Below are 21,454 nucleotides of genomic sequence, written 5' to 3'. Positions count from 1 at the left end.
CTGGTGCCCATTCTGAATAAAGACATGACCCTCTGCATCTCGCTTTCGGCCCGTCCCAGCAACAACGGGACCCGGTTCCACAACCACCTTTACGGGCAGCTGGACCTGAACTGGATCTACAAGGCCTTCGCACCCACCAACCTGGAACAGGCCATTGCCGGTGTCCGCGGGCTGGGCATCCGTGGCTGTGCCATCTCCATGCCGTACAAGGAAGACGTCATCGCCCTGGTGGACGAGATGGACCCCTCCGCCAAGGCCATCGACTCGGTGAACACCATCGTGAACACGGACGGGCACCTCAAGGCGTACAACACCGACTACACCGCCATCGAACAACTCCTCGCCACCAATGCAGTCCCCACGGACTATTCGGTGCTGGTGCAGGGCGCCGGGGGCATGGCCAAGGCCACGGTTGCCGCCCTCCGGAACGCCGGATTAACCGACGTCACCGTCCTGGCCCGGAACGAGGCCGCGGGGCGTGCGCTCGCGGACCAGTACGGCTTCCGGTGGCGGGCAGCGATCGACGGCGGGACGGCCGACTTGATCATCAACGTCACCCCGCTGGGGATGGCCGGCGGGGCGGAAGCGGACACTGTGGCTTTCCCGGCGGAGGCCATCAACGCGGCCCGTCTGGTGTTCGACGTGGTGGCGCTGCCCGCCGAAACCCCCCTCATCAAGGCGGCCCGTGCCGCCGGCAAGCCGGTGATCACGGGGGCTGAGGTGGCCACCATCCAGGCACTGGAGCAGTTTGTCCTCTATACGGGCGTCCGGCCCACCCCGGACCAGGTGCGGGCCGCCGAGGAGTTCATGCGCGCCCAGTAGGGGCAGCTAGGCGGGTTCCACCACGATGGCCACCCGGTCCTCACCGATGCGCGTCAGGACCAGGGTGGCCGTTTTGCCGCCCTTCCTGGCGTTCTTTCCGCCGGGCAGCAGCTGTTTCCGCAGCTCTTCGGGGGTGACGGCGGTGCCGCGCTTCTTGATGTCCAGCACGGTGATGCCCTCCTGTTTCACCCAGGCCTTGAGCGCCTTCACGTTGTAGGGCATGACCTGCAGGACCTTGTAGGCCCGGGCGAACGGGGTGGCCAGGAGTTCGGGAGCGCAGATGTAGGCAATGTGTTCGTCCACCAGGTGGCCACCGAGCTGCAGTGCGACGTCCGCCACCAGTCCGGCGCGGATCACGGCGCCGTCGGGTTCGTACAGGTATCCCTCCACCGGTCCCACCGGCGCTGACGGGCCGTCGCCGAAATCCTCCGGGCTGGTCAGCTCCGCCGGAGCCTTCGGCCCCAGGACCAACGCGGCGCGGCGGACTCCAGGCCGGCGCACGGCGTTGAACCACAGGGTCACCTCGGTGACGTCACCGGCCACCGAGACCCACTGCGCCTCGCAGCCCGCGGGCACGGATTCATGCGGCATGCCCGGTCCCATCTTCACGCCCACTGCCTTGCCCCGGGCGGCCAGTGATTCCACGAAGGACAACGGCGGGGAGAATGCCTCGGGGTCCCAGATCCGCTTGGTGCCGGAAGTGGAGGTGACCCGCCGGGCAGGGTCCAGCCAGACGCCATCCACCCCGTCCAGCGGAAGCGATTCCGCATCCGCATGCACCACTGTGGCGTTGGGGAACGGGATGAGGTTCACCGTGGCGCACGCCGCCGTGGTTTCGTCCATTTCGACGGCGGTGACATTGATGTCCAGGGAGGCCAGCGCCAGGGAATCGGCGCCGAGGCCGCACCCCAGGTCCGCCACGCGGCTGATCCCCGCGGCAGCGAACCGCTGGGCGTGGTGGGCGGCGACGTTGAGGCGCGTGGCCTGCTCCAGGCCCGCCTGGGTGAACAGCATCTGCCGGGCGAACTCCCCGAATTTCCCCTCTGCCTTGGTGCGCAGCCGTGACTGCGTCAGGACGGCGGACACGAGCCCGGCGGGGTGTCCGGCTTTCCGGAGCGCGGAGTTCAGCTCGAACGAGTCCTCGTCCCGGTAGGGGCCCAGGGACGCCAGCAACTCCCAGCCTTCGGGGGTCAGCAATGGTGCGATCTGGTCCTGTGCAATCTGGTCCTGGGGAGCGTGAGCCATGGGTTCCAGCCTAGTGGAGGAGCGCGTGGCCGGGATGCGGATAGTGTTGAATCCATGGATGAGAGCGCAGCCCCCCGCGAGACCGGCGACCACGAGTCCGGGGACCGCCATCCGGCCAGGTTCGCCCGTCCTGTGCTGATCGCCGCCGCCGTCGTGGCCGTGGTCTGCATCGCGCTGCTGGTGATCATCTTCCTGCTCGATACGTTCAACGCCACCGTTTACTCGGTGGGCGGCAACGACGTCCAGGACAACACCCAGGAGGCCCGGGACATCCGCGGGCTGTACGACGGCGCGCGGGCCGGGAGCATCTTCTTCCTCGTTGCTGCGCTGCTCGCCGCAGCGGTGTCCGGCTGGGTGCTCTTCCGGGGACGGACGCAGGGCGGCGGCGACACGGAGGGCGGCGAGGACGTGGACTTCGACGACCTGGGCCGGTAGGGACAGGGCTTCCTTTCGCGTCCCCGGCCACCCGCCGTCGTCCACCCCGGGCTGTACGCCCACGACGAAACGTTGGCACTCACCTTGACCGAGTGCTAACTCATACATAGAGTCTTCATTAGCACTCTCCCTAGGAGGGTGCTAACACATGAAGAGCTGCCAGCCAGGCTGCTGCCGGCACCGCGACGACGGTTTGCCAGCTACGGCGGGAAGCTTTCCAGTCCACGAATTTGCTGACGAAAAGGAGAGGTCCGAGTGTCGGTCTCTATTAAGCCTCTTGAGGATCGTATTGTTGTCCGCCCGCTCGAAGCCGAGCAGACCACGGCTTCCGGCCTGGTCATCCCGGACTCCGCACAGGAGAAGCCGCAGGAAGGCGAAGTTGTCGCAGTAGGCCCCGGCCGCTTCGAAGATGGCAACCGCGTTCCCGTTGACGTAGCCGTTGGCGACGTCGTCATCTACTCCAAGTACGGCGGAACCGAAGTCAAGACCGGCGGCACCGAGTACCTCGTGCTGTCCGCCCGCGACGTCCTGGCAATCGTCGTCAAGTAACTCTTCCGGATCCCCGTGCTGCCGGCCATGCTCACGCTGGCCGGCAGCGCGGGGTTTCTGTCTTTGAAAGGACAAAACCATGGCAAAGCAGCTTGCGTTTAACGACGCTGCCCGCCGGTCCCTTGAGGCCGGCATCGACAAGCTCGCGAACACCGTCAAGGTGACGCTCGGCCCCCGCGGCCGCAACGTCGTCCTGGACAAGAAGTGGGGTGCCCCCACCATCACGAACGACGGCGTCACCATCGCCCGCGAAGTCGAGCTGGACGACCCCTACGAGAACCTTGGCGCACAGCTGGCCAAGGAAGTAGCCACCAAGACCAACGATGTTGCCGGCGACGGCACCACCACCGCCACGGTCCTGGCACAGGCGCTGGTCAAGGAAGGCCTGCGCAACGTTGCAGCCGGCGCTGCCCCCGGCCAGATCAAGCGCGGCATCGAGGTTGCGGTTGAGGCCGTGGCCGCCCGCCTGCTGGAGAACGCCCGCCCGGTCGAAGGCACCCAGGTAGCCAACGTTGCCGCCATCTCGGCGCAGAGCGACGAAATCGGCGAACTGCTCGCCGAGGCCTTCGGCAAGGTGGGCAAGGATGGTGTCATCACCATCGAAGAGTCCTCCACCACCCAGACCGAACTGGTCCTCACCGAGGGCATGCAGTTCGACAAGGGCTACCTGTCCCCGTACTTCGTCACCGACGCGGAGCGCCAGGAAGCAGTCCTCGAGGACGCACTCATCCTGATCAACCAGGGCAAGATCTCCTCGATCCAGGAATTCCTGCCGCTGCTCGAAAAGGCGCTGCAGAGTTCCAAGCCGCTGTTCATCATCGCCGAGGACGTTGAGGGCGAGGCCCTGTCCACGCTGATCGTCAACCGCATCCGCGGCACCCTGAATGTCGTAGCCGTCAAGGCTCCCGGCTTCGGCGACCGCCGCAAGGCCATGCTGCAGGACATCGCCACCCTCACCGGTGCGCAGGTCGTCTCCCCGGAACTGGGCCTCAGCCTGGACTCCGTGGGCCTGGAGGTGCTGGGTACCGCCCGTCGCATCACGGTCACCAAGGACAACACCACCATCGTGGACGGCGCCGGTTCTGCCGAGGACGTCGCTGCACGCGTTGCCCAGCTGCGCGCCGAGCTGACCCGCACCGATTCCGACTGGGACCGCGAAAAGCTCCAGGAACGCCTGGCTAAGCTTGCCGGCGGCATCGGAGTCATCAAGGTCGGCGCTGCCACCGAGGTTGAGCTCAAGGAAAAGAAGCACCGCATCGAGGACGCTGTGTCCTCCACCCGCGCTGCCCTCGAAGAAGGCATCGTTGCCGGCGGCGGCTCCGCCCTGATCCACGCCCTCAAGGCACTGGATGAGGACGCTTCCGTCAAGGCCCTCGAAGGCGACGCCGCCGCAGCCGTGGGCATCGTCCGCCGCGCACTGGTGCAGCCGCTGCGCTGGATCGCGCAGAACGCCGGCTTCGATGGCTACGTTGTCACCTCCAAGGTTGCCGACCTTGAGACCAACAACGGCTTCAACGCCAAGTCAGGTGAGTACGAGGACCTGATTGCCGCGGGCGTCATCGACCCCGTCAAGGTCACCCGTGCAGCCCTCCGTAACGCGGCCTCCATCGCCGCCCTGGTTCTCACCACCGAGACCCTGGTCGTGGAGAAGCCGGCCGAAGAGGACGAGCACGCAGGCCACAGCCACTAACGCTGCGCCCTGGCGGCTTACCGCTGAAAAGGCTGGTCCGGCATCTGCCGGGCCAGCCTTTTGCGTTGCTGCTTCTGGGGCGGTGGGCGCTTAGCCGGCGTCCATCTCCCGCGTCTCAACTTCTCCGGCACGCTCGTACACCAGCGACACCGCACCCTTGGGAAAACTGCGGGCCTGCTCGGCCAGCGTGAAAGTGGAGGGAACCGTTCCCTCATCGAACAGGCGCTTGCCCTGGCCCAGGACCACCGGGTACAGCCAGAGGTGGAGGCGGTCCAGCACATTGGCAGCCAGGAGGGTACGGATCAGCATCCCGCTGCCGAACATGTGCAGCTGCCCGTACCCGTCCCGGAGGCCGCCGGCGGCCGCGGCATCCGGCAGGACGGTGGTGCCGGCCCAGTCCGGGTCCGCCAGCGTGCCGGAGACAACGAACTTGGGGACCCGGTTCAGGGCATCGGCTATGTCACCGGACTGATGCGGCCAGTAGGACGCAAAGATGTCATAGGTCTTCCGGCCGAGGAGGAGTGCATCCATCCGGCCGATCTCGTCCGCTATCGACGCGCCGGCCTCGTCGTCGGACACCGGCGCCTGCCAGCCGCCGAACGCGAATCCGCCTTCGGGGTCTTCTTCACGGCCGCCCGGCGCCTGGTACACGCCGTCGAGGGTGATGAACAGGTTCGCCACGATGATCCCCACGCGCACATTGTGGACCCGCGCCGGGGCTCTGTCCAGTGTCCCTGTCCGGGGCCCGTGGCAGGATGGTGCCATGCTGCTCCTTGAGCTCGTGGACACCACGAAAACCGTCGCATCGACCCGGTCCCGGCTCGCGAAAGTGGATGCTTTGGCCCACCTCCTGCGCCGGCTGGAACCTGCTGAGATCCCGACGGCGGTGGGTTTGCTCAGTGCCAAGCCCCGTCAGGGCCGGGTTGGCGTCGGTTGGAGCGCCGTGGCGGCGGCCAAGGAAGAACCCGCCGCGGAGCCAAGCCTCACCGTGGCGGATTTTGATGCCGCGCTGGACCGGCTCCTGGCAACGGCGGGCAGCGGGTCGGGTGCGGGGCGGGCCTCCATCCTCGGGACGCTGATGGGAGCGGCCACCGCGTCGGAGCAGTCGTTCATCGCCGGCGTGCTGCTCGGGGAACTGCGCACCGGCGCCCTGGAAGGAGTCCTGACGGATGCCATTGCCCGCGCCGCAGACAGGTCCGTCGAGGCGGTACGGCGCGCGGCAATGCTTTCCGGGGACCTCGGAGGAACCGCCCTCCTGGCGCTCACCGGCACCCCGGCCGAGCTTGACGCCGTCGGCCTGGTGGTGGGCCGCCCGGTGCAGCCCATGCTCGCGGCCACCGCCGGCAGCGCGGGTGCCGCCCTGGAAGCGACGGGGGAGGCCTCGGTGGAATTCAAGCTCGACGGCGCCCGCATCCAGGTGCACCGGTCGGGCAGCGAGGTACGCATCTTCACCCGGAACCTCGCGGAGGTGACGCACCGGCTGCCCGAGGTGGTTGACCTGGTCCGCGGGCTGCCCGTGCAGGACGTGATCCTCGACGGCGAAACGCTCGCCCTGGATGAGGACGGCGCCCCGCGGCCCTTCCAGGAAACGATGTCCCGCTTCGGCGCCGATGCAGTCCGCGAAACGCTGCTCCATCCCTGGTTTTTCGATGTGCTCCACATTGACGGACGTGACCTGCTGGATGAACCGCTGTCCACCCGCATCGACGTCCTGGAACGCATTGCACCGGCACACCGGATTCCCGGGGAGGTCACGGCGGATCCGGCCGTTGCCGAACGGGTGTCGCGGGATGCACTCGCCGCGGGCCACGAGGGCGTGGTGGTGAAGGCGATCGAATCGACCTACGCCGCCGGGAGGCGTGGATCCAACTGGGTGAAGGTGAAACCGGTCCACACGTATGACCTGGTGGTGCTCGCCTGCGAATGGGGCTCCGGACGCCGCACGGGAATGCTCTCCAACCTGCACCTGGGTGCCCTTGACCCCACCGGGGAGTTCGGCGAACCCGGCGGCTACGTGATGGTGGGCAAGACGTTCAAAGGCCTCACTGATGAACTGCTGCGCTGGCAGACGGAGCGGTTCCAGGAGCTTGAGGTGCGGCGCACGGCAGGCACTGTTTGGGTTGAACCGGTCACGGTCGTCGAAATAGCCATCGACGGCGTGCAGCAGTCGCCGCGCTACCCGGGCGGGATCGCCTTGAGGTTCGCTCGCGTCAAGCGCTACCGGGACGACAAGGCCCCGGCGGAAGCGGATACCATCCAGGCCCTGCGCGCCCTGCTGCGCTCCTAGAGGCGAGCGGTCAGCGGCCTGTTCCGGTCCGCTGGCGCTTCAGGCTGCGTGCCACCCCGTCGGGCAGCCGCCGTGCGACCACCCGGTAGAAGAGCAGTACCGCGAGGGCAGCCACCACGATACCCACGAGGTTGAGCAGCAGTTGGAGGGCGGAGCCAGCCGCTTTTTGGTATTCGCCCAGCACCAAGGCCACCGCCACGTATCCGGCCGCCGGTACGGTTGTCACGGAGATGAAGACGCCGATCAGTGCTGCGGACCGGCGGCCGATGATGGAAAGCATTCCGGCGATTCCGGCCAGGAGGGCCACGATCAACGAATACGGGCCGGGATGGTAGATGAACTCGACGGCGGATCCCTTGTCCAGGGCATCCCGCGGGAAGAGGCCAAGCGGGATCGACAGCCACGCCGTCAGTGCCGCCAGCAGCATGGCAACCGGGAAGCCCACGGCCAGGGCGACTGCAGCCCGGCGGCCAAGCCTCCACTTCCGGGTGGCGATCGAAACCGCCAGCGCGGCCAGCGGTCCGAACTCAGGGCCCACCGCCATGGCGCCCACGATGGCGATGGGGGAATCGGTCACGATGCCGATCCCCGCGAGCTGCGTGGCCAGCACCAGGAACGCGAGGAAGTTCCACGTCAGCCGGGAGTCTTCGCCGGATTGGCGGGTGACGTCATCCCAGATCACCGCGTCGGCGCCATCCCCGGGGGCGTCCCGCTCTGCCCGGTCCGCATTCCTGGACAGCACAAATTCCGGTGTGGACATGGAAATGGAGCCAACATCACGGACCTTCAGGATATTCAGCTTCTCCAGCAGTTCCTCCACTGCCTCCCGGGCGATCAGGACTTCAATAACATCGCCCTCTGGCACCACGGAGGCGCCCCGGACCACAGCGACCTCTGCCGTTCCGCGCTGGTCGCGGCAGGTCTGCCGGGTCACGTCGGACAGCTCGCCGGGCACACAAATCCGCAGCTGGACAACCACGCCCGCTCCCTTCCACGACTGGGGCCAGCATAGTCTGAACCGGCGGCGTGATTGGCTGTTGAACAGCGCGTTGGCTAGGCTGGGGGCTTTGGCTGGCGGGAGTTGTGAGAGGTTCTAGTGTCGATAACGGAAACCCCGAAGGCACCCGAACCCGGCCCGGGCGCCGCGCCCCGCCAACGGAAGCCCACCTTCCGGCCGGAGGTCCAGGGGCTGCGGGCCCTGGCCGTCCTGATGGTTGTCACCTACCACGTCTGGCTGGGCCGCGTGTCCGGTGGCGTGGACATCTTCCTGCTGGTTTCGGCCTTCCTTCTTACGTTGTCCTTCGTCCGCAAGGCGGAATCAGGCAAACCCTTCGGGCTCCTGGCGCACTGGCTGCACCTGTTCAAGCGACTGCTGCCAGCCGCCGTCGTGGTGATTCTCGGAGTTCTCGCCGGCACCTGGCTGATCCTGCCGCAGGGCCGGTGGCCGCAGGTGCTCGACGAGGCCTGGGCGTCACTGCTGTACAGCCAAAACTGGCTCCTTGCTGATTTGTCGGTGGACTATTACGCGCAGGACCACGCCGGTGCCAGCCCCCTGCAGCACTTCTGGTCCCTGTCCATTCAGGGGCAGGTCTTCATCCTGTGGCCGCTGGTCTTTTCCGCCACGGCAGTCGTGCTGGCCGGGCTTCGCAGGGTCCCCCGCCTGCATTGGCTGACGTACCGGGGCCTGCTGGCGCTGGTGTTCGGTACGGTATTTGCGGTGTCCTTGGCCTACTCCATTGACCAGACCGCCACCAACCAGGCGTACGCCTACTTCGATACCCGGGCCCGCCTGTGGGAGTTTGCGCTGGGGTCCCTGCTGGCACTGGCGCTGCCGTACCTCAAGCCCGGCCGCGTCCTGCGCGTGGCGTTGGGCTGGGTCGGCCTGGCGGCCATGGTTTCCTGCGGGCTGGTCCTTACCGTTGACCGTTCCTTCCCCGGCTATGTGGCCCTGTGGCCAACCCTTGCGGCAGCAGCGATCATCGTCGCGGGCCAGTCGGGCAGCCGGTACGGGGTGGACCGCCTCCTCAGCAGCCGGCCCGCCGTCGCGCTGGGGGACAACTCCTACGCCCTGTACCTCTGGCACTGGCCCGTCCTGGTGCTGGTGCTGGCCGCCACAGGCGTCGAAGCGCCGAACCTCAAGCAGGGTCTTGGTATCGTCGGGGCCTCCATCGTGCTTGCCGTGCTGACCACGCGCTTCGTGGAAAAGCCGTTGCGCGACTGGCACTGGCCCAAGCTGCGCGCCTGGCGGACCGCCGTCGTCATCGTCGCCTGCGGCGCCGTCCTGGCGGGGCCTGTCGCGGTCTGGCAGACGACGCTCACCGCAGAGGAAAGCGCGACGGCGGCCCAACCGCGGGAGCTGACGCCAGGTGCCCTGGCGCTCACCCCGGAAAACGAAAACTCGCCCGCACCAAGGGCGCGCACCATTCCCGGACCCACAGCGCTGGACAACGATTGGGCCGGCATCGATTCGCCCTGCGCAGGAGCCAACGCCACCGGCGATCCGATCCTTGAGGGCTGCCGGCAGGAGCTGCCGGAGGAACCGGCCACCCGGCGCATCGTGGTCCTGGGCGACTCCCACGCCCAGCAGTACCTCGCCGCCCTGGCGCCGGTGGCAGCGGCCCGTGGCTGGGAACTGGTAACGCTGCTGATGCCTGCCTGCCGCTTCGGCGCCGAATCGGACACCAGGAACGCCGAATGCAACGCCTATAACAGGGCCAGCTCCGCCTATGTCCTGGAACACCGGCCGGACGCCGTGTTCACGGTGGCGTCGCTGACCCACGAGGACGCTCCGTTCGAAACCGAAGTGCCGGGATACCTCGATGGCGTCCGGCCGTTCGCGGACGCCGGGATCGAAATCGTGGGCATCCGGGACAACCCGCGGTTCACCTTCAACATGCCCCAGTGTGCCCAGCGGAACGGTGCAAGCGCCCCTGCCTGCAACCCGTCCCTGGCGGAGTCCCTGGTGGAGCCGTCACCGCTGGAGAACTACCGCGGGAAACTGCCGGGGCTGCACCTGATGGACATGAGCGATTTCATCTGCGCGCGGGGCGTCTGCCCGGCCGTGGTGGGAAACGTGTACGTCTACAAGGACGACAACCACCTCACCAGGACCTATGTGGAAACCATGATCCCGATGTTCGAGCAGCGGCTGCTGGCCGCCACCGGCTGGAGCTTAACCATTCCGCCTGCCGGGCCGTAAGGTTGCTCACATTGCCGGCCTGGAATAGGGGGATTGGCGCCGAGGTTCTAATATTTACTCAACACTTTCTGCCCCCGGAACGCCGTCCTGCACGGTGCTCCCGCAGGATCGTCTGCACAGGCCAGTTCCGTAATTACGGGCTGGTCATCGGCTGCAACCCCTACCCGTGACCCAGCAACCAAGGTAAGAGGCGCACTCATGACCGAGCCCGAACACAACCCCTTTGGCTTCATCGGCCTGACCTACGACGACGTCCTGCTCCTGCCGGGCCACACCGACGTCATCCCGTCCGAGGCAGACACGTCCTCACGAATTTCCAAGCGCATCACCGTTCAGACCCCGCTGCTCTCCGCGGCGATGGACACGGTCACCGAGTCCCGCATGGCCATCGCCATGGCCCGCCAGGGCGGCCTGGGCGTCGTGCACCGCAACCTGTCCATCGCCGACCAGGCGGACCAGGTGGACCGGGTCAAGCGGAGCGAGTCCGGGATGATCACCAACCCGCTGACCATCCGCCCCGAGGCAACGCTGCGCGAGCTCGATGATCTCTGCGCCCACTACCGCGTCTCCGGCCTCCCCGTGGTGGACGAGGACAACCGCCTGCTGGGCATCGTCACCAACCGCGACACCCGTTTTGTGCCGGAGTCCGATTTCCCGCTGCGGCTGGTCAGCGACGTCATGACCAAGATGCCCCTGGTCACCGGGCACGTAGGCATCAGCCGCGAGGAAGCCTCGCACAAGCTGGCCACCAACAAGATCGAAAAACTCCCGCTCGTGGACGAGCAGGGCCGGCTCAAGGGCCTGATCACCACCAAGGACTTCACCAAGGCCGAGCAGTACCCCCTGGCCACCAAGGACGATGAAGGCCGGCTCCGGGTGGGTGCCGCCATCGGCTTCTTCGGCGACGGCTGGGAGCGCGCCATGACCTTGGTGGACGCCGGCGTGGACGCGCTGTTCGTGGACACCGCCAACGGCCACTCCCAGGGTGTCCTGGATATGATCCGCAGGCTGAAGTCCGATCCCGTCGCCGCTCACGTGGACGTTATCGGCGGCCAGGCTGCCACCCGTGAAGGTGCCCAGGCGCTGATTGACGCCGGCGCCGACGGTATCAAGGTGGGCGTTGGTCCCGGCTCCATCTGCACCACCCGTGTGGTGGCGGGCGTGGGTGTCCCGCAGATCACGGCCATCTACGAATCCGCCAAGGCTGCCATTCCGGCCGGCGTGCCGCTGATCGCCGACGGCGGCCTCCAGTACTCGGGCGACATCGGCAAGGCCCTGGTGGCCGGCGCCGACACAGTCATGCTGGGCTCCCTCCTGGCTGGCTGCGACGAGTCTCCGGGCGACCTGATCTTCGTCAACGGCAAGCAGTTCAAGTCCTACCGCGGCATGGGCTCCCTCGGCGCCATGCAGTCGCGCGGCAAGAACACGTCCTACTCCAAGGACCGGTACTTCCAGGCCGACGTGTCCGGTGACGACAAGCTGATCCCCGAAGGCATCGAAGGCCGGGTGGCGTACCGTGGCCCGCTGTCCTCAGTGGCGTACCAGCTGGTGGGAGGCCTCCGCCAGACCATGTTTTACACCGGAGCGCCCACCATTCCCGAGCTGAAGGTCCGCGGCAAGTTCGTCCGGATCACCTCCGCCGGCCTGAAGGAATCGCACCCGCACGACATCCAGATGACCGTCGAGGCGCCGAACTACGGATCGCGCTAACGGCGAAGGGTTTTTCACGCTGAGGCGTGTGAAAGAGGAGGCGGGCTTTTCCCGCCTCCTCTTGTTGTTGGGTACCGGAGAACGCGGTCGGTTTGAATGTCGGACCCCCGTTGGATGATGTTCTTATGGGAATCGGCGGTAGTGCTGGGGTGGCGTTGGAGGGTGTTCGTGCCTCTGTTGCTGCCCTGAGCGCCCTGGAGAAAGAGGACGCTTTCCTGGCTTCCGGGGCTCACGCTGGTGCTGGCGTGGATGTCGGTGTCGGTGTGGATGTGTTGCAGCGGCGGTATGGGATCCGGCTTGCACGACTGGAAGCTGCATCCCGACTGGAAGCACAACTCGCTGCGATGAAAGCACGGGACGCCGCCGAGGCAGTGGAGTTCCAGCAGGCGATGACCCCGCCGGACGCTTCCGTTCAAGACCGCACCTACGCCTACGTCTCCGTTGTCGAGGAGGTCGCCGGGGTGCTGACCATCAGCTCCGCTGCCGCGGGCGCTTTGGTGGAGCAGTCACGGCGGATCTGTTTGTTCCCGCCCGTGTTTGAGGCCCTGTCGGCCGGGTCGTTGTCCTGGCAGCACGCAAAGATCATCGCCGACGAAACCGACGGCCTCGATGCCGCTGGCGCCGCCGGGTTGGTGGCACACTTCTTCGACCCCGCCGCTGCCAACCCCGCCCGGGGTGCGGCTCCCGGTGAGCTTGTCCCGTCCCGGTTCCGGGCCAAGGTCCGTGGGTGGAGGGAACGCCATCATCCGGACTCCATCGAGAAGCGGCACGCCAAGGGTGCGGCGGACCGGCGGATGGAATATGTCCCCGACCGGGACGGCATGGCCTGGATCTCGCTGTACCTGCCCGGGGACACCGCGTGCGCCATCTGGAACCGGACCACCGCCACCGCCCGCGGCCTCCAAGGGCCCACCGAAGAGCGCACCCTCACCCAACTCCGCCCCGACATCGCAGCCTCGCTGCTCCTCGGTACCGGGCAGGTTGCGGGTGAACGTTCCTCTGGCACCACCGCGGCCACCGCAAGCACGACCGCGATGGGACAGGTCCTCACCCCGAGGGCCGACGTCCTGGTCACTGTGCCGGTGTTCTCCCTCCTCGGAGCGACCGACGAACCAGCAGTGCTGGACGGTTTCGGACCGATCCCGGCCTCCATGGCGCGGAGGCTCGTCGCGGACGGGGCGGATTCGTTCTATCGGGTCCTTGTCGACCCACGCGACGGCGCACCACTGGAGATCGGCCGGAAAAACTACCGGCTCACCGAAGCCATCAAACGCTGGATCAGGCTGCGCGACACCAAATGCACCTTCCCCGGCTGCACCAACCGCACCCCCGACAACGAAACCGACCACCTACAAGCGTGGCAACACGGCGGCACCACCAACGTCAGCAACCTGGCCCAGCTCTGCCCCAAACATCACCGGCTCAAACACCACAGCCAATGGACACCCGACCCGGCCACCAAGAACGAGCCGCCCGGCTGGACCTCACCCACCGGACGCCACTACAAACCCGAACACCCCGACCCCGAACCATCCGACTGGCCACAATGGCGTGGCCCGGAGTGGATGAGCGCGGCGTACCACAGCGGTGGAGCACGTCGATTGGCCGGTGGGCCGCCGGACTTCCACTACATGGCACACTCGCCAGGTGAAGATGCCCTGCTGCGCTGTCTCCATTCCACATCGTGACGGACCGCCCCGCATTAGGCTGATTCCATGTCCCAACCGCGCCATCCGGCGGAGCTGACCCCTAAACGCGACCCGCAAAAGCGGCTTGCCGTGCGCCCCTATGCCAAGGCCGTGGCCCAGGTGCTCCGGGTGAGCTTCCATGCCTCCCCGGGCGCCGTCGTCATGAAGGTGCTGGGTTCCCTGATTTCCGCTGTGTTGCCGCTTGTCACCACCTTCTACGCGTCCCTCACCACCACAGCATTGGCGGCAGCGTACGCGGGCGACGGCGGAGCGGGGCGGCTTGCCATCGTGTACGTCGTCGTCACTGCCGCGCTGGGCCTGTTCTGGGGCGCCTTCAACAGCGTGGACCGCTACATCCAGCAGCTGATGAGTTTCAAAGTAGGCGCCATCGTGGGGGACCAGATGTACGAGCGCTTCCTCTCCCTGGACTTCTGGCGCTACGACGACAAGGAGACAGTGGACCTTTACGACCGCGCCAAACGATTCTCCGACTCCTACGCCCGCGTCCTGGACCGGATTGCCGCGATCTTCACCCAGCTGGTCTCGGTCATCCTGGCCGTGGGCGCCCTGCTGCTGGTCAGCTGGTGGATCGCCGTCATCGTGTTGGTGGCCATCGTTCCGAGCGTGTACCTGCAGTTCAAGCTGTCCAGGGAACAGATTGCGCACTGGAACACGCAGGTGGACTCGCGGCGCCAGCGCCGCATGATCGAGACCAACCTCCTCCGGCCGCAGCACATTGCCGAAATGCGGCTTTATGGCATCGTCGGTTTCCTCATGGACCTTCGGTCCCGGCTCCGGGACGCCGACGAACGGCGGCGCCTGGACTACCAGCGCCGATACATCCCCAGGCAGCTGGCGGCGGACGCCCTGCAGTACGGCGCGGAAGTGGTCTCGCTGATCTGGGTGGTGGGCCAGATCATTGCCCGCGCAGCCCCGGTGGGCCAGTTCCTCTACGTCCAGCAGATCGTCAGCCGTGCCCTGTCCACCGCAAACAGCCTGGTGTCCTCGCTCAGCTCCATTGATGAAGACCTGGCCAACCTGAAGGACTACGAGCTGTTCATGGCGATGCCCGTGCACTCGGAACATGCCCCACCCCTCCTGGAGGCGCCCAGGGAAGTGGAGCTGAAGGACATCCGCTTCACCTACACGGGCAGCGACATCGAGGTGATCAAGGGCATCAGCCTCACCATCCGGCAGGGCCAACACATCGCCATCGTCGGGGAGAACGGCGCCGGGAAGTCCACCCTCATCCGCATCCTCGCCGGACTCTACCGGCCCGACTCAGGGCAGATACTGCTCGATGGCGTGGACCTCGCCGCCGTCGACGTTAAATCCTGGCACCGCCACCTTGCCGTGCTCAGCCAGGAGTTCCTGAAGTACGAGTTCGCCACGGCGGCCGAGAACATCTACTTCGGCGACGTTGATTCACCTCGGGACGACGCCCGCGTCCGCAAGGCTGCAGCCGACGCCGAGGCGCTCGACTTCATCAATAGGCTGCCGAACGGACTCGACAACCACGTGAGCAACTGGATGGAGGATCCGCGCGGACGGAAGGGCAGTGGCCTGTCCGGAGGCCAGTGGCAGCGCCTGGCCATGGCACGGAACTTCTACCGCGACGCATCCTTCATGGTGATGGACGAGCCCACCTCGGCCATCGATGCCCTCGCTGAGCACCGAATCTTCACCAGGCTCTTCGCTGACCGCGGCAGCACCATCATCGCCATCAGCCACCGGCTCGCCACGATCGAGAAGGCGGACGTGGTGTACATGCTGGAGGATGGCCGCATTGTGGAGAAAGGCACCCATAAGGAACTGGTGGCCCTGCGCGGCCGGTACTTCAGGATGTTCGAGTCCCAGCTTTCCGTGGAGGAACCTGAAGGAGTCTGATGCAGGTCGGGGGAGCCCGCCCGCCGATCGGGCACTTCTGTCAGCGTCGCCGCAACCAGGCGGCGTACAGGCGGTCCCGGTGCTGGTGCAGATGCCGCGGGTACAGCATTCCTGCTCCAACCGACAAGGGAAAGGCAACCAAAAACGCAACGCAAGGATGGGCAGGACATCAGGGGACGTCCCTCGCGGCGTGGCCACCACCAGGAGTGAAACCAGCACCAGCAGCACAAGTCCGTTCCCGGGATTCTGGCCAGTGCCAGCCAATACAATCGCCTGAACCGCGCCGGGTACGGCGAAGACCATGCCCATCCACCAAAACCAGAAGACACGGGCCCTACGATGGGCATGGCCCAGGGCTAGTTGCGGGACGGCCTCAGTGCTGGGCGAAGCCACGCCACCCCTCATGAATGCTCCGTCAGGGAACGGCGTTCGAGCCAGCGGGCGTAGAGTCCGGCGTTGTTGCACATCAGGCGGCGGGTGTGCAGCAGGCCGGCGGCCGAGCCGAGGGGAACCGTGATCAGCAGTCCGAGCACCGGCAAATTTTCCGGAGAGGCGCCGTTGGGGGTGAACAGGATCAAGGCCACAACGGCGGCCGTGGTGGCGACCAGGATAGTCCAGACCATCACTGGGGTGCCCCGGATCCCCCGCTCCACCCGCAGAAGGTTAGAAGCGGGGCGCGGTGGCCTGCGGGTGAACCGGAGCCAGGCGGTCAAGGCCCAACCCGTGGAAGCCAGCAGTGCCGGGTACCACCAGGCAAAAAAGATCCAGGACCGGCGCTGGGCGTAGCCGTAAGCCGTCGCGTCCGGCACCCTTCTCAGATCCCTGATGCCGGAACAGGCAGGAGCCGATGCCGTTGATTCGTCGCCTGGTGCCACGCTGTTCCCCCCCCAAAATCAATTTTCCGGTGCCAAGGCTAATACAGGCCCGCGCATGCAGCGATGGGCAGATCTAACCTCCGTGCCTGCCGTCCACCACGGTGGTACGCACGCGGGCGATGCTCGGGCGGGGAGGGACGCTGCTGAAGCCGAACGTGACGGCTGGCCGGATGGGGGCCAGCGCTCCGGCATCGGCACCATTCCAGCGGACGACGGCGGACGTCACGTGGTGCAGGTCCGTCACCCCATAGAACTCCGTCCTTCCGCTGCCCGCAGTTCCGTAGGTGCGGGCGCCGGGTGCCGCGAGGGCAGCGAACGGATTGACCGCGGCGAGCCAGCGGGGATGGACTGCAAGGCGCCGGGGTACTGTCCGCAGCGCTGTTCCCAGCAGGGTCCTGGCACCGGTGACGGCCTGGATTGCCAGCGGGCCGGCGTCGACCGTCAACGTGTGGTCGGTGAGCGAGGCAGCAACGTCCAGCACCCGCACTTCATCAAAGGTGTAGGTCGCGGCAATGAAGCCGGCCACCTCGGATGTCGGAGCGAGCAGAAGGCGATGCCCAGAAGGCTGCTGCACCATGACGTCCGAGAAGGACCCAAAGGGGGAGTCCTGCCACATTCCAACTACGGCGCGCAACCCGGAGGCAGTGCCGATCCCGGCGATATGCCCGTCAAATGTCCACCGACTGCCCATCACAATCCTGCGCTTCCCGGATGTCAGAGGGGGCCGTAAGCGGCGTTGCCGTAGGGATCGCGCCAGACGGCCAGATCTTCCTCGAGTGCCCTCCGAAGCCTCGGGCTGGTTTGCACCCGCAGGCGGAACGACTCCCGGGCCCGGCCCAGGACCGCGGACGGGACGATGATGCACGCGACCAGGAGGGCCAGCATGAGTACGTAGCTGCCCACCAGGATAGTGACCTCACCGGCGCCCTTCGCCATGGCGGAGGGCAGGTACAGGTAAATGATCCCGCCGAGAACGACAGCCAGGAACGACACCATGCCGATGCCGCCGCGGGCAGATCCGGGGCCACGGGTGATCAGGGCCTTGTCAGTCCGGGGCAGGACGGATCGGACCCGTTTCCACCCGAAGAGGCCCAGCAGCACCAGGATGGCCCCCAGCGGGACCAAGACAAGCGCTGCCGCGGGATTCCCCGACATCACGGAGGTGAAGGCGCCTGCAAGGGCCAGGACAGGGCCGCCGGCGATCGCCCCGCTCCAGCCGGCGGCCAAAGTGCCCTGGGCATCGGCCAGCTCGCGGAGCCGGGAGGGGGCGTCCGGCGGGCTGACCCGGGCCAGTTCGGGGGAGAGCCAATGGTCGAGCGAATGGACAGGCGTGTCGGCGGGAAAAGGAATGGAGTGCGTCATATCGGAAGGAGGCCCAATCGTGGAAGCTATCGCGGGAGCATCCACCGAAGCCCCCTGCCCAAGGCTACGTGCTTGCTCGGCGCAGTCGCCAGGGCCAGCGATGACCTTCAGCGCCGGCCCAGGCCAGGCCAGTGGACCTGCTGGGATAACCTAGAGCAGTGACTTATGAGATCGAGATCGGCCGTGGCAAGCGTGGGCGTCGTGCCTACTCCCTGGATGACATTGCAATCGTCCCCAACCGTCGCACCCGCGACCCCAAGGACGTCTCCGTCTCCTGGCAGATCGACGCCTACCAGTTCGAGATGCCCGTGATCGCCGCGCCGATGGACTCGGCCATGTCCCCGGCCACCGCCATCGCCCTCGGCAAGCTCGGCGGCCTCGGCGTGCTGGACCTGGAAGGCCTCTGGACCCGGTACGAGGATCCGCAGTCCATCCTCGATGAGATCGCGGCGCTCCAGGATGAAACCAACAGCCCTGCCGTCACCACGCGCATGCAGGAGCTGTACCAGGCACCCATCCAGCCCGAGCTCATCACGTCCCGGCTCGCCGAAATGCGTGACGCCGGCGTCACTGTTGCCGGGTCCCTGACCCCCCAGCGCACGCAGGAACACTACAAGACGGTCCTGGCCGCCGGCGTCGACATCTTCGTCATCCGTGGCACCACCGTGTCCGCAGAGCACGTCTCCAAGGACCACGAGCCGCTGAACCTGAAGCAGTTCATCTACGAACTCGACGTCCCCGTCATCGTCGGCGGCGCTGCCGGCTACACTCCGGCGCTGCACCTCATGCGCACCGGCGCTGCGGGCGTACTGGTGGGCTTCGGCGGCGGTGCCACCACCACGACGCGGCGCGCGCTGGGCATCCACTCGCCCATGGCCTCAGCCATCTCCGACGTCGCCGCGGCACGCCGCGACTACATGGACGAATCCGGCGGCCGCTACGTCCACGTTATTGCCGACGGCGGCATGGGCACCTCAGGTGACATCGTCAAGGCGATCGCCATGGGCGCCGACGCCGTCATGCTGGGCAGCGCCCTGGCCAGGGCTGAAGAAGCCCCCGGCAAGGGCTGGCACTGGGGGCAGGAGGCCCACCACACCGAACTGCCGCGCGGGGACCGCGCCAACGTCGGCACCGTGGGCCCGCTGGAGGAAGTTCTCTTCGGACCCGGCCACCACACGAACGGAACGTCCAACCTTATCGGTGCGCTGCGGCGCTCCATGGCGACCACCGGATATTCGGACCTGAAGGAATTCCAGCGGGTCGACGTCGTCGTGTCGCCGTACGCCGGGAACTGACACGCCACGGCAGGGCGGGGCGGGCGCGCTCCGGCCCTGCCCAAAGCACGCCCCCAGCAAGTAGTGTGGGTTTACTACCGGCACTAGAGGCACTGGAGGCGTTCAATGAAGAGTGTTCCTGCAAACGGCGGGGTCCTTGGCCCGGAAGCCAGGGAAGCATCCATCCAGCGGCTGCGCGCCACCACGGAACCCGGCCAGGAACTGGACATCCTGATTGTCGGCGGCGGCATCGTTGGCACGGGAGCCGCGCTCGACGCCGTGACCCGGGGGTTGAGCGTCGGCATCGTCGAGGCAAGCGACTGGGCGGCAGGCACGTCGTCACGGTCTTCCAAACTGATCCACGGTGGGTTGCGCTACCTGGAAATGCTGGACTTCGCCCTGGTCAAAGAGGCCCTGCAGGAACGCGGGCTGCTCCTCTCCGAGATTGCACCCCACCTGGCCCGGCCGGTGCCGTTCCTGTATCCGCTGACCAAACCCTTCATCGAGCGGCCCTACGTTGGTGCCGGCATCGCCCTCTATGACGCCATGTCAGTCTCCGCCGGCCACAGCAGGGGAGTGCCGTTCCACAAACACCTCAGCCGCCGGGGAACGCTCCGGGCCGCCCCCAGCCTCAAGAACGACGCCTTCGTCGGGTCCATCCGGTACTACGACGGCCAGGTGGATGACGCCAAATACTGCGCCAACCTGGTCCGCACGGCTGCCTACTACGGCGCCCACGCCGTGAACCAGATGAAGGTGGTGGACTTCCTCCGCGAAGGCGAACGCGTGGTGGGGGCCAAGGTGGAAAACCGCGAGGACGGGACGCAGTTCAGCATCCGCGCCAAGCAGGTCATCAACGCCACCGGCGTGTGGACCGACGAAACGCAGGCCATGGTGACCGACCGCGGCCAGCTGAAGGTCCGTGCTTCCAAAGGCATCCACCTGGTGGTTCCCCGCGACCGCTTCCAGTCCACGGTGGGGCTGATCCTGCGCACCGAGAAGTCGGTGCTGTTCGTCATCCCATGGGGACGGCACTGGATCATCGGCACCACTGACACTGACTGGCACCTGGACAAGGCCCATCCGGCCGCTTCCAGCAAGGACATCGACTACGTCCTGGAGCACGTCAACCAGGTGCTCAAGCGGCCCTTGACCCGGGAAGACGTCGAAGGGGTCTATGCCGGCCTGCGGCCGCTGCTGGCCGGCGAAAACGACTCCACCGCCAAGCTGTCCCGCGAGCACGTGGTGGCGCACCCTGTTCCCGGACTGGTGGTGGTGGCAGGCGGAAAGTGGACCACCTACCGGGTCATGGCCAAGGATGCCGTTGACGAGGCCACCCGCACCATGGACGAACGCGTCCCGCCCAGCTGCACCGAAACCATACCGCTCCTGGGCGCCAGCGGTTTCCGGGCCGCCTGGAACCGCCGGAACCGCACCGCAGAGGAGTCCGGGGTGCACGTCGCCCGGATCGAGCACCTGCTCAACCGGTATGGGTCCATGACGCCCGAGGTCCTGGCCCTCATTGAGCAGAACCCGGAGCTGGCGGAGCCACTCCCTGGCGCCGACGACTACCTGCAGGCAGAGGCCGTCTACGCCGCAAGCCACGAAGGTGCCCGCCATGTGCAGGACGTCCTGACCCGGCGCACAAGGATCTCCATCGAAGCATGGGACCGCGGCGTGTCCGCCGCCCCCGTTGTCGCTAAACTGATGGGTGACGTCCTTGGCTGGAGTGACACGCAGCGTGAAAACGAAGTCCGCCACTACCTTGCCCGCGTGGAGGCCGAACGCCTCAGCCAGCAACAGCCGGACGACGAATCCGCAGACGCCGCCCGCCTGGGCGCGGAAGATATCGTGCCCTTGCGTTGAGGGGCCGTTCGCCCCACTGCTGACCGAAGGGAAACGCCTTGGCGGAACCACTGGACCCGTATGACGCCCACCTGACCACCGCCGACATGGTGATCCTGGAAATGGAGGCGAAGGACAAGACCGACGCCACCAACCAACTGGCAGAGCGGCTCCACGCCGCAGGGCGGATCTCGGATCTTGACGGGTTCCTGAAAAACGTCAATGCCCGGGAGCACCAGCTGGCCACGGGGCTCCCGGGCGGCATCGGACTGCCGCATGCCCGCAGCGAATTCGTGTCCCAGACCTCCATCGCCGTCGGCATCACCAAGTACGGCCACGCCCTGGACTTCGGTGCAGCCGACGGTCCTGCCACGGTCATCCTGCTGATTGCCACCCCGGCGAGCTCTTTCTCCGACCACCTGGAAGTTTTGGCCACCCTGGCCCGGTCACTCTCCAAGGAATCATTCCGCGAGTCGCTGCGGCGTGCCTACGACGCCGAAGTAATCGCCGAGCTCATCAACTCCAGCCTGGTGTTCTTCGACCACTAGGCGCATCCCCGGTCCCGCCTCCGGGCCCGGACGCCCCC

The 21,454-nt window shown here is 66.8% G+C and carries 18 protein-coding genes; 12 read left to right on the top strand and 6 right to left on the bottom strand.

The genetic code is table 11. The annotated features are described in order from the left end of the window. Positions 1-3 precede the first annotated feature (3 nt). Positions 4-822, top strand: a complete 819-nt coding sequence (locus tag AB0280_RS08705) for a shikimate 5-dehydrogenase (protein WP_366366894.1) — start codon at positions 4-6, stop codon at positions 820-822. Positions 823-828: 6 nt separating this feature from the next. Here the strand turns inward: AB0280_RS08705 and AB0280_RS08700 are convergent, their stop codons facing one another. Continuing rightward, a complete protein-coding gene (locus AB0280_RS08700; RefSeq protein ID WP_366366892.1) occupies positions 829-2,067 on the bottom strand; it encodes a class I SAM-dependent methyltransferase in 1,239 nt (412 codons plus the stop codon). Between the two features lie 54 nt (positions 2,068-2,121). Here AB0280_RS08700 and AB0280_RS08695 point away from each other — a divergent pair, with 54 nt between their 5' ends. The 3 genes from AB0280_RS08695 (at position 2,122) to groL (ending at position 4,741) form a co-directional block, all read left to right on the top strand. Beyond that, entirely contained in the window at positions 2,122-2,502 is a 381-nt protein-coding gene (locus AB0280_RS08695) for a hypothetical protein (RefSeq protein WP_366366891.1), read from the top strand. Positions 2,503-2,757: 255 nt separating this feature from the next. Then, on the top strand, positions 2,758-3,051 hold the full coding sequence (groES, locus tag AB0280_RS08690; protein ID WP_003805290.1) for a co-chaperone GroES: 294 nt from the start codon (positions 2,758-2,760) through the stop codon (positions 3,049-3,051). 79 nt (positions 3,052-3,130) lie between these two features. After that, on the top strand, positions 3,131-4,741 hold the full coding sequence (gene groL, locus AB0280_RS08685; protein WP_159631423.1) for a chaperonin GroEL: 1,611 nt from the start codon (positions 3,131-3,133) through the stop codon (positions 4,739-4,741). A gap of 90 nt (positions 4,742-4,831) precedes the next feature. Here the strand turns inward: groL and AB0280_RS08680 are convergent, their stop codons facing one another. Further along, positions 4,832-5,434, bottom strand: a complete 603-nt coding sequence (locus tag AB0280_RS08680; protein WP_366366889.1) for a dihydrofolate reductase family protein — start codon at positions 5,432-5,434, stop codon at positions 4,832-4,834. A gap of 70 nt (positions 5,435-5,504) precedes the next feature. Here AB0280_RS08680 and AB0280_RS08675 point away from each other — a divergent pair, with 70 nt between their 5' ends. After that, positions 5,505-7,028 carry an ATP-dependent DNA ligase gene (locus AB0280_RS08675; protein WP_366366887.1) on the top strand — a complete coding sequence of 508 codons (1,524 nt, stop codon included), beginning with the start codon at positions 5,505-5,507 and terminating at the stop codon, positions 7,026-7,028. Between the two features lie 10 nt (positions 7,029-7,038). On the opposite strand, the gene AB0280_RS08670 is transcribed toward AB0280_RS08675, so the two are convergent. Next, positions 7,039-8,007: a DUF389 domain-containing protein gene (locus tag AB0280_RS08670; RefSeq protein WP_159631426.1), complete on the bottom strand. Its 969-nt coding sequence runs from the start codon at positions 8,005-8,007 to the stop codon at positions 7,039-7,041. Between the two features lie 123 nt (positions 8,008-8,130). Here AB0280_RS08670 and AB0280_RS08665 point away from each other — a divergent pair, with 123 nt between their 5' ends. The 4 genes from AB0280_RS08665 (at position 8,131) to AB0280_RS08650 (ending at position 15,512) form a co-directional block, all read left to right on the top strand. Beyond that, the gene (locus AB0280_RS08665; protein ID WP_366367096.1) at positions 8,131-10,227 is read left to right on the top strand and encodes an acyltransferase family protein; all 2,097 of its coding nucleotides are present in this window, start codon (positions 8,131-8,133) and stop codon (positions 10,225-10,227) included. Positions 10,228-10,425: 198 nt separating this feature from the next. Continuing rightward, positions 10,426-11,937 carry an IMP dehydrogenase gene (gene guaB, locus AB0280_RS08660; protein ID WP_159631427.1) on the top strand — a complete coding sequence of 504 codons (1,512 nt, stop codon included), beginning with the start codon at positions 10,426-10,428 and terminating at the stop codon, positions 11,935-11,937. Positions 11,938-12,281: 344 nt separating this feature from the next. Next, entirely contained in the window at positions 12,282-13,625 is a 1,344-nt protein-coding gene (locus AB0280_RS08655; protein ID WP_366366885.1) for an HNH endonuclease signature motif containing protein, read from the top strand. Positions 13,626-13,652: 27 nt separating this feature from the next. After that, the gene (locus tag AB0280_RS08650) at positions 13,653-15,512 is read left to right on the top strand and encodes an ABC transporter ATP-binding protein (protein WP_364397438.1); all 1,860 of its coding nucleotides are present in this window, start codon (positions 13,653-13,655) and stop codon (positions 15,510-15,512) included. 401 nt (positions 15,513-15,913) lie between these two features. Here the strand turns inward: AB0280_RS08650 and AB0280_RS08645 are convergent, their stop codons facing one another. The 3 genes from AB0280_RS08645 to AB0280_RS08635 form a co-directional block, all read right to left on the bottom strand. Further along, the gene (locus tag AB0280_RS08645; RefSeq protein WP_366366883.1) at positions 15,914-16,165 is read right to left on the bottom strand and encodes a hypothetical protein; all 252 of its coding nucleotides are present in this window, start codon (positions 16,163-16,165) and stop codon (positions 15,914-15,916) included. A 295-nt stretch (positions 16,166-16,460) separates the two neighbouring features. Further along, on the bottom strand, positions 16,461-17,078 hold the full coding sequence (locus AB0280_RS08640; RefSeq protein ID WP_307488220.1) for a hypothetical protein: 618 nt from the start codon (positions 17,076-17,078) through the stop codon (positions 16,461-16,463). A gap of 23 nt (positions 17,079-17,101) precedes the next feature. Continuing rightward, the gene (locus AB0280_RS08635) at positions 17,102-17,749 is read right to left on the bottom strand and encodes a hypothetical protein (RefSeq protein WP_307488222.1); all 648 of its coding nucleotides are present in this window, start codon (positions 17,747-17,749) and stop codon (positions 17,102-17,104) included. Between the two features lie 158 nt (positions 17,750-17,907). Between AB0280_RS08635 and AB0280_RS08630 the strand changes: the two genes are divergently transcribed. The 3 genes from AB0280_RS08630 (at position 17,908) to AB0280_RS08620 (ending at position 21,416) form a co-directional block, all read left to right on the top strand. Beyond that, a complete protein-coding gene (locus tag AB0280_RS08630; protein ID WP_159631434.1) occupies positions 17,908-19,044 on the top strand; it encodes a GuaB3 family IMP dehydrogenase-related protein in 1,137 nt (378 codons plus the stop codon). 105 nt (positions 19,045-19,149) lie between these two features. After that, on the top strand, positions 19,150-20,889 hold the full coding sequence (locus AB0280_RS08625) for a glycerol-3-phosphate dehydrogenase/oxidase (protein WP_224026611.1): 1,740 nt from the start codon (positions 19,150-19,152) through the stop codon (positions 20,887-20,889). A gap of 38 nt (positions 20,890-20,927) precedes the next feature. Beyond that, a complete protein-coding gene (locus tag AB0280_RS08620) occupies positions 20,928-21,416 on the top strand; it encodes a PTS sugar transporter subunit IIA (protein ID WP_159631436.1) in 489 nt (162 codons plus the stop codon). The last annotated feature ends 38 nt before the right edge of the window (positions 21,417-21,454 follow it).

It is taken from the genome of Pseudarthrobacter sp. 902506025 (assembly GCF_040702325.1).
In the GTDB taxonomy this organism is placed as follows: Bacteria; Actinomycetota; Actinomycetes; order Actinomycetales; family Micrococcaceae; genus Arthrobacter.
The sequence above is the reverse complement of the archived record's forward strand: the minus strand, read 5'-3'. Positions and strand labels throughout refer to the sequence as shown.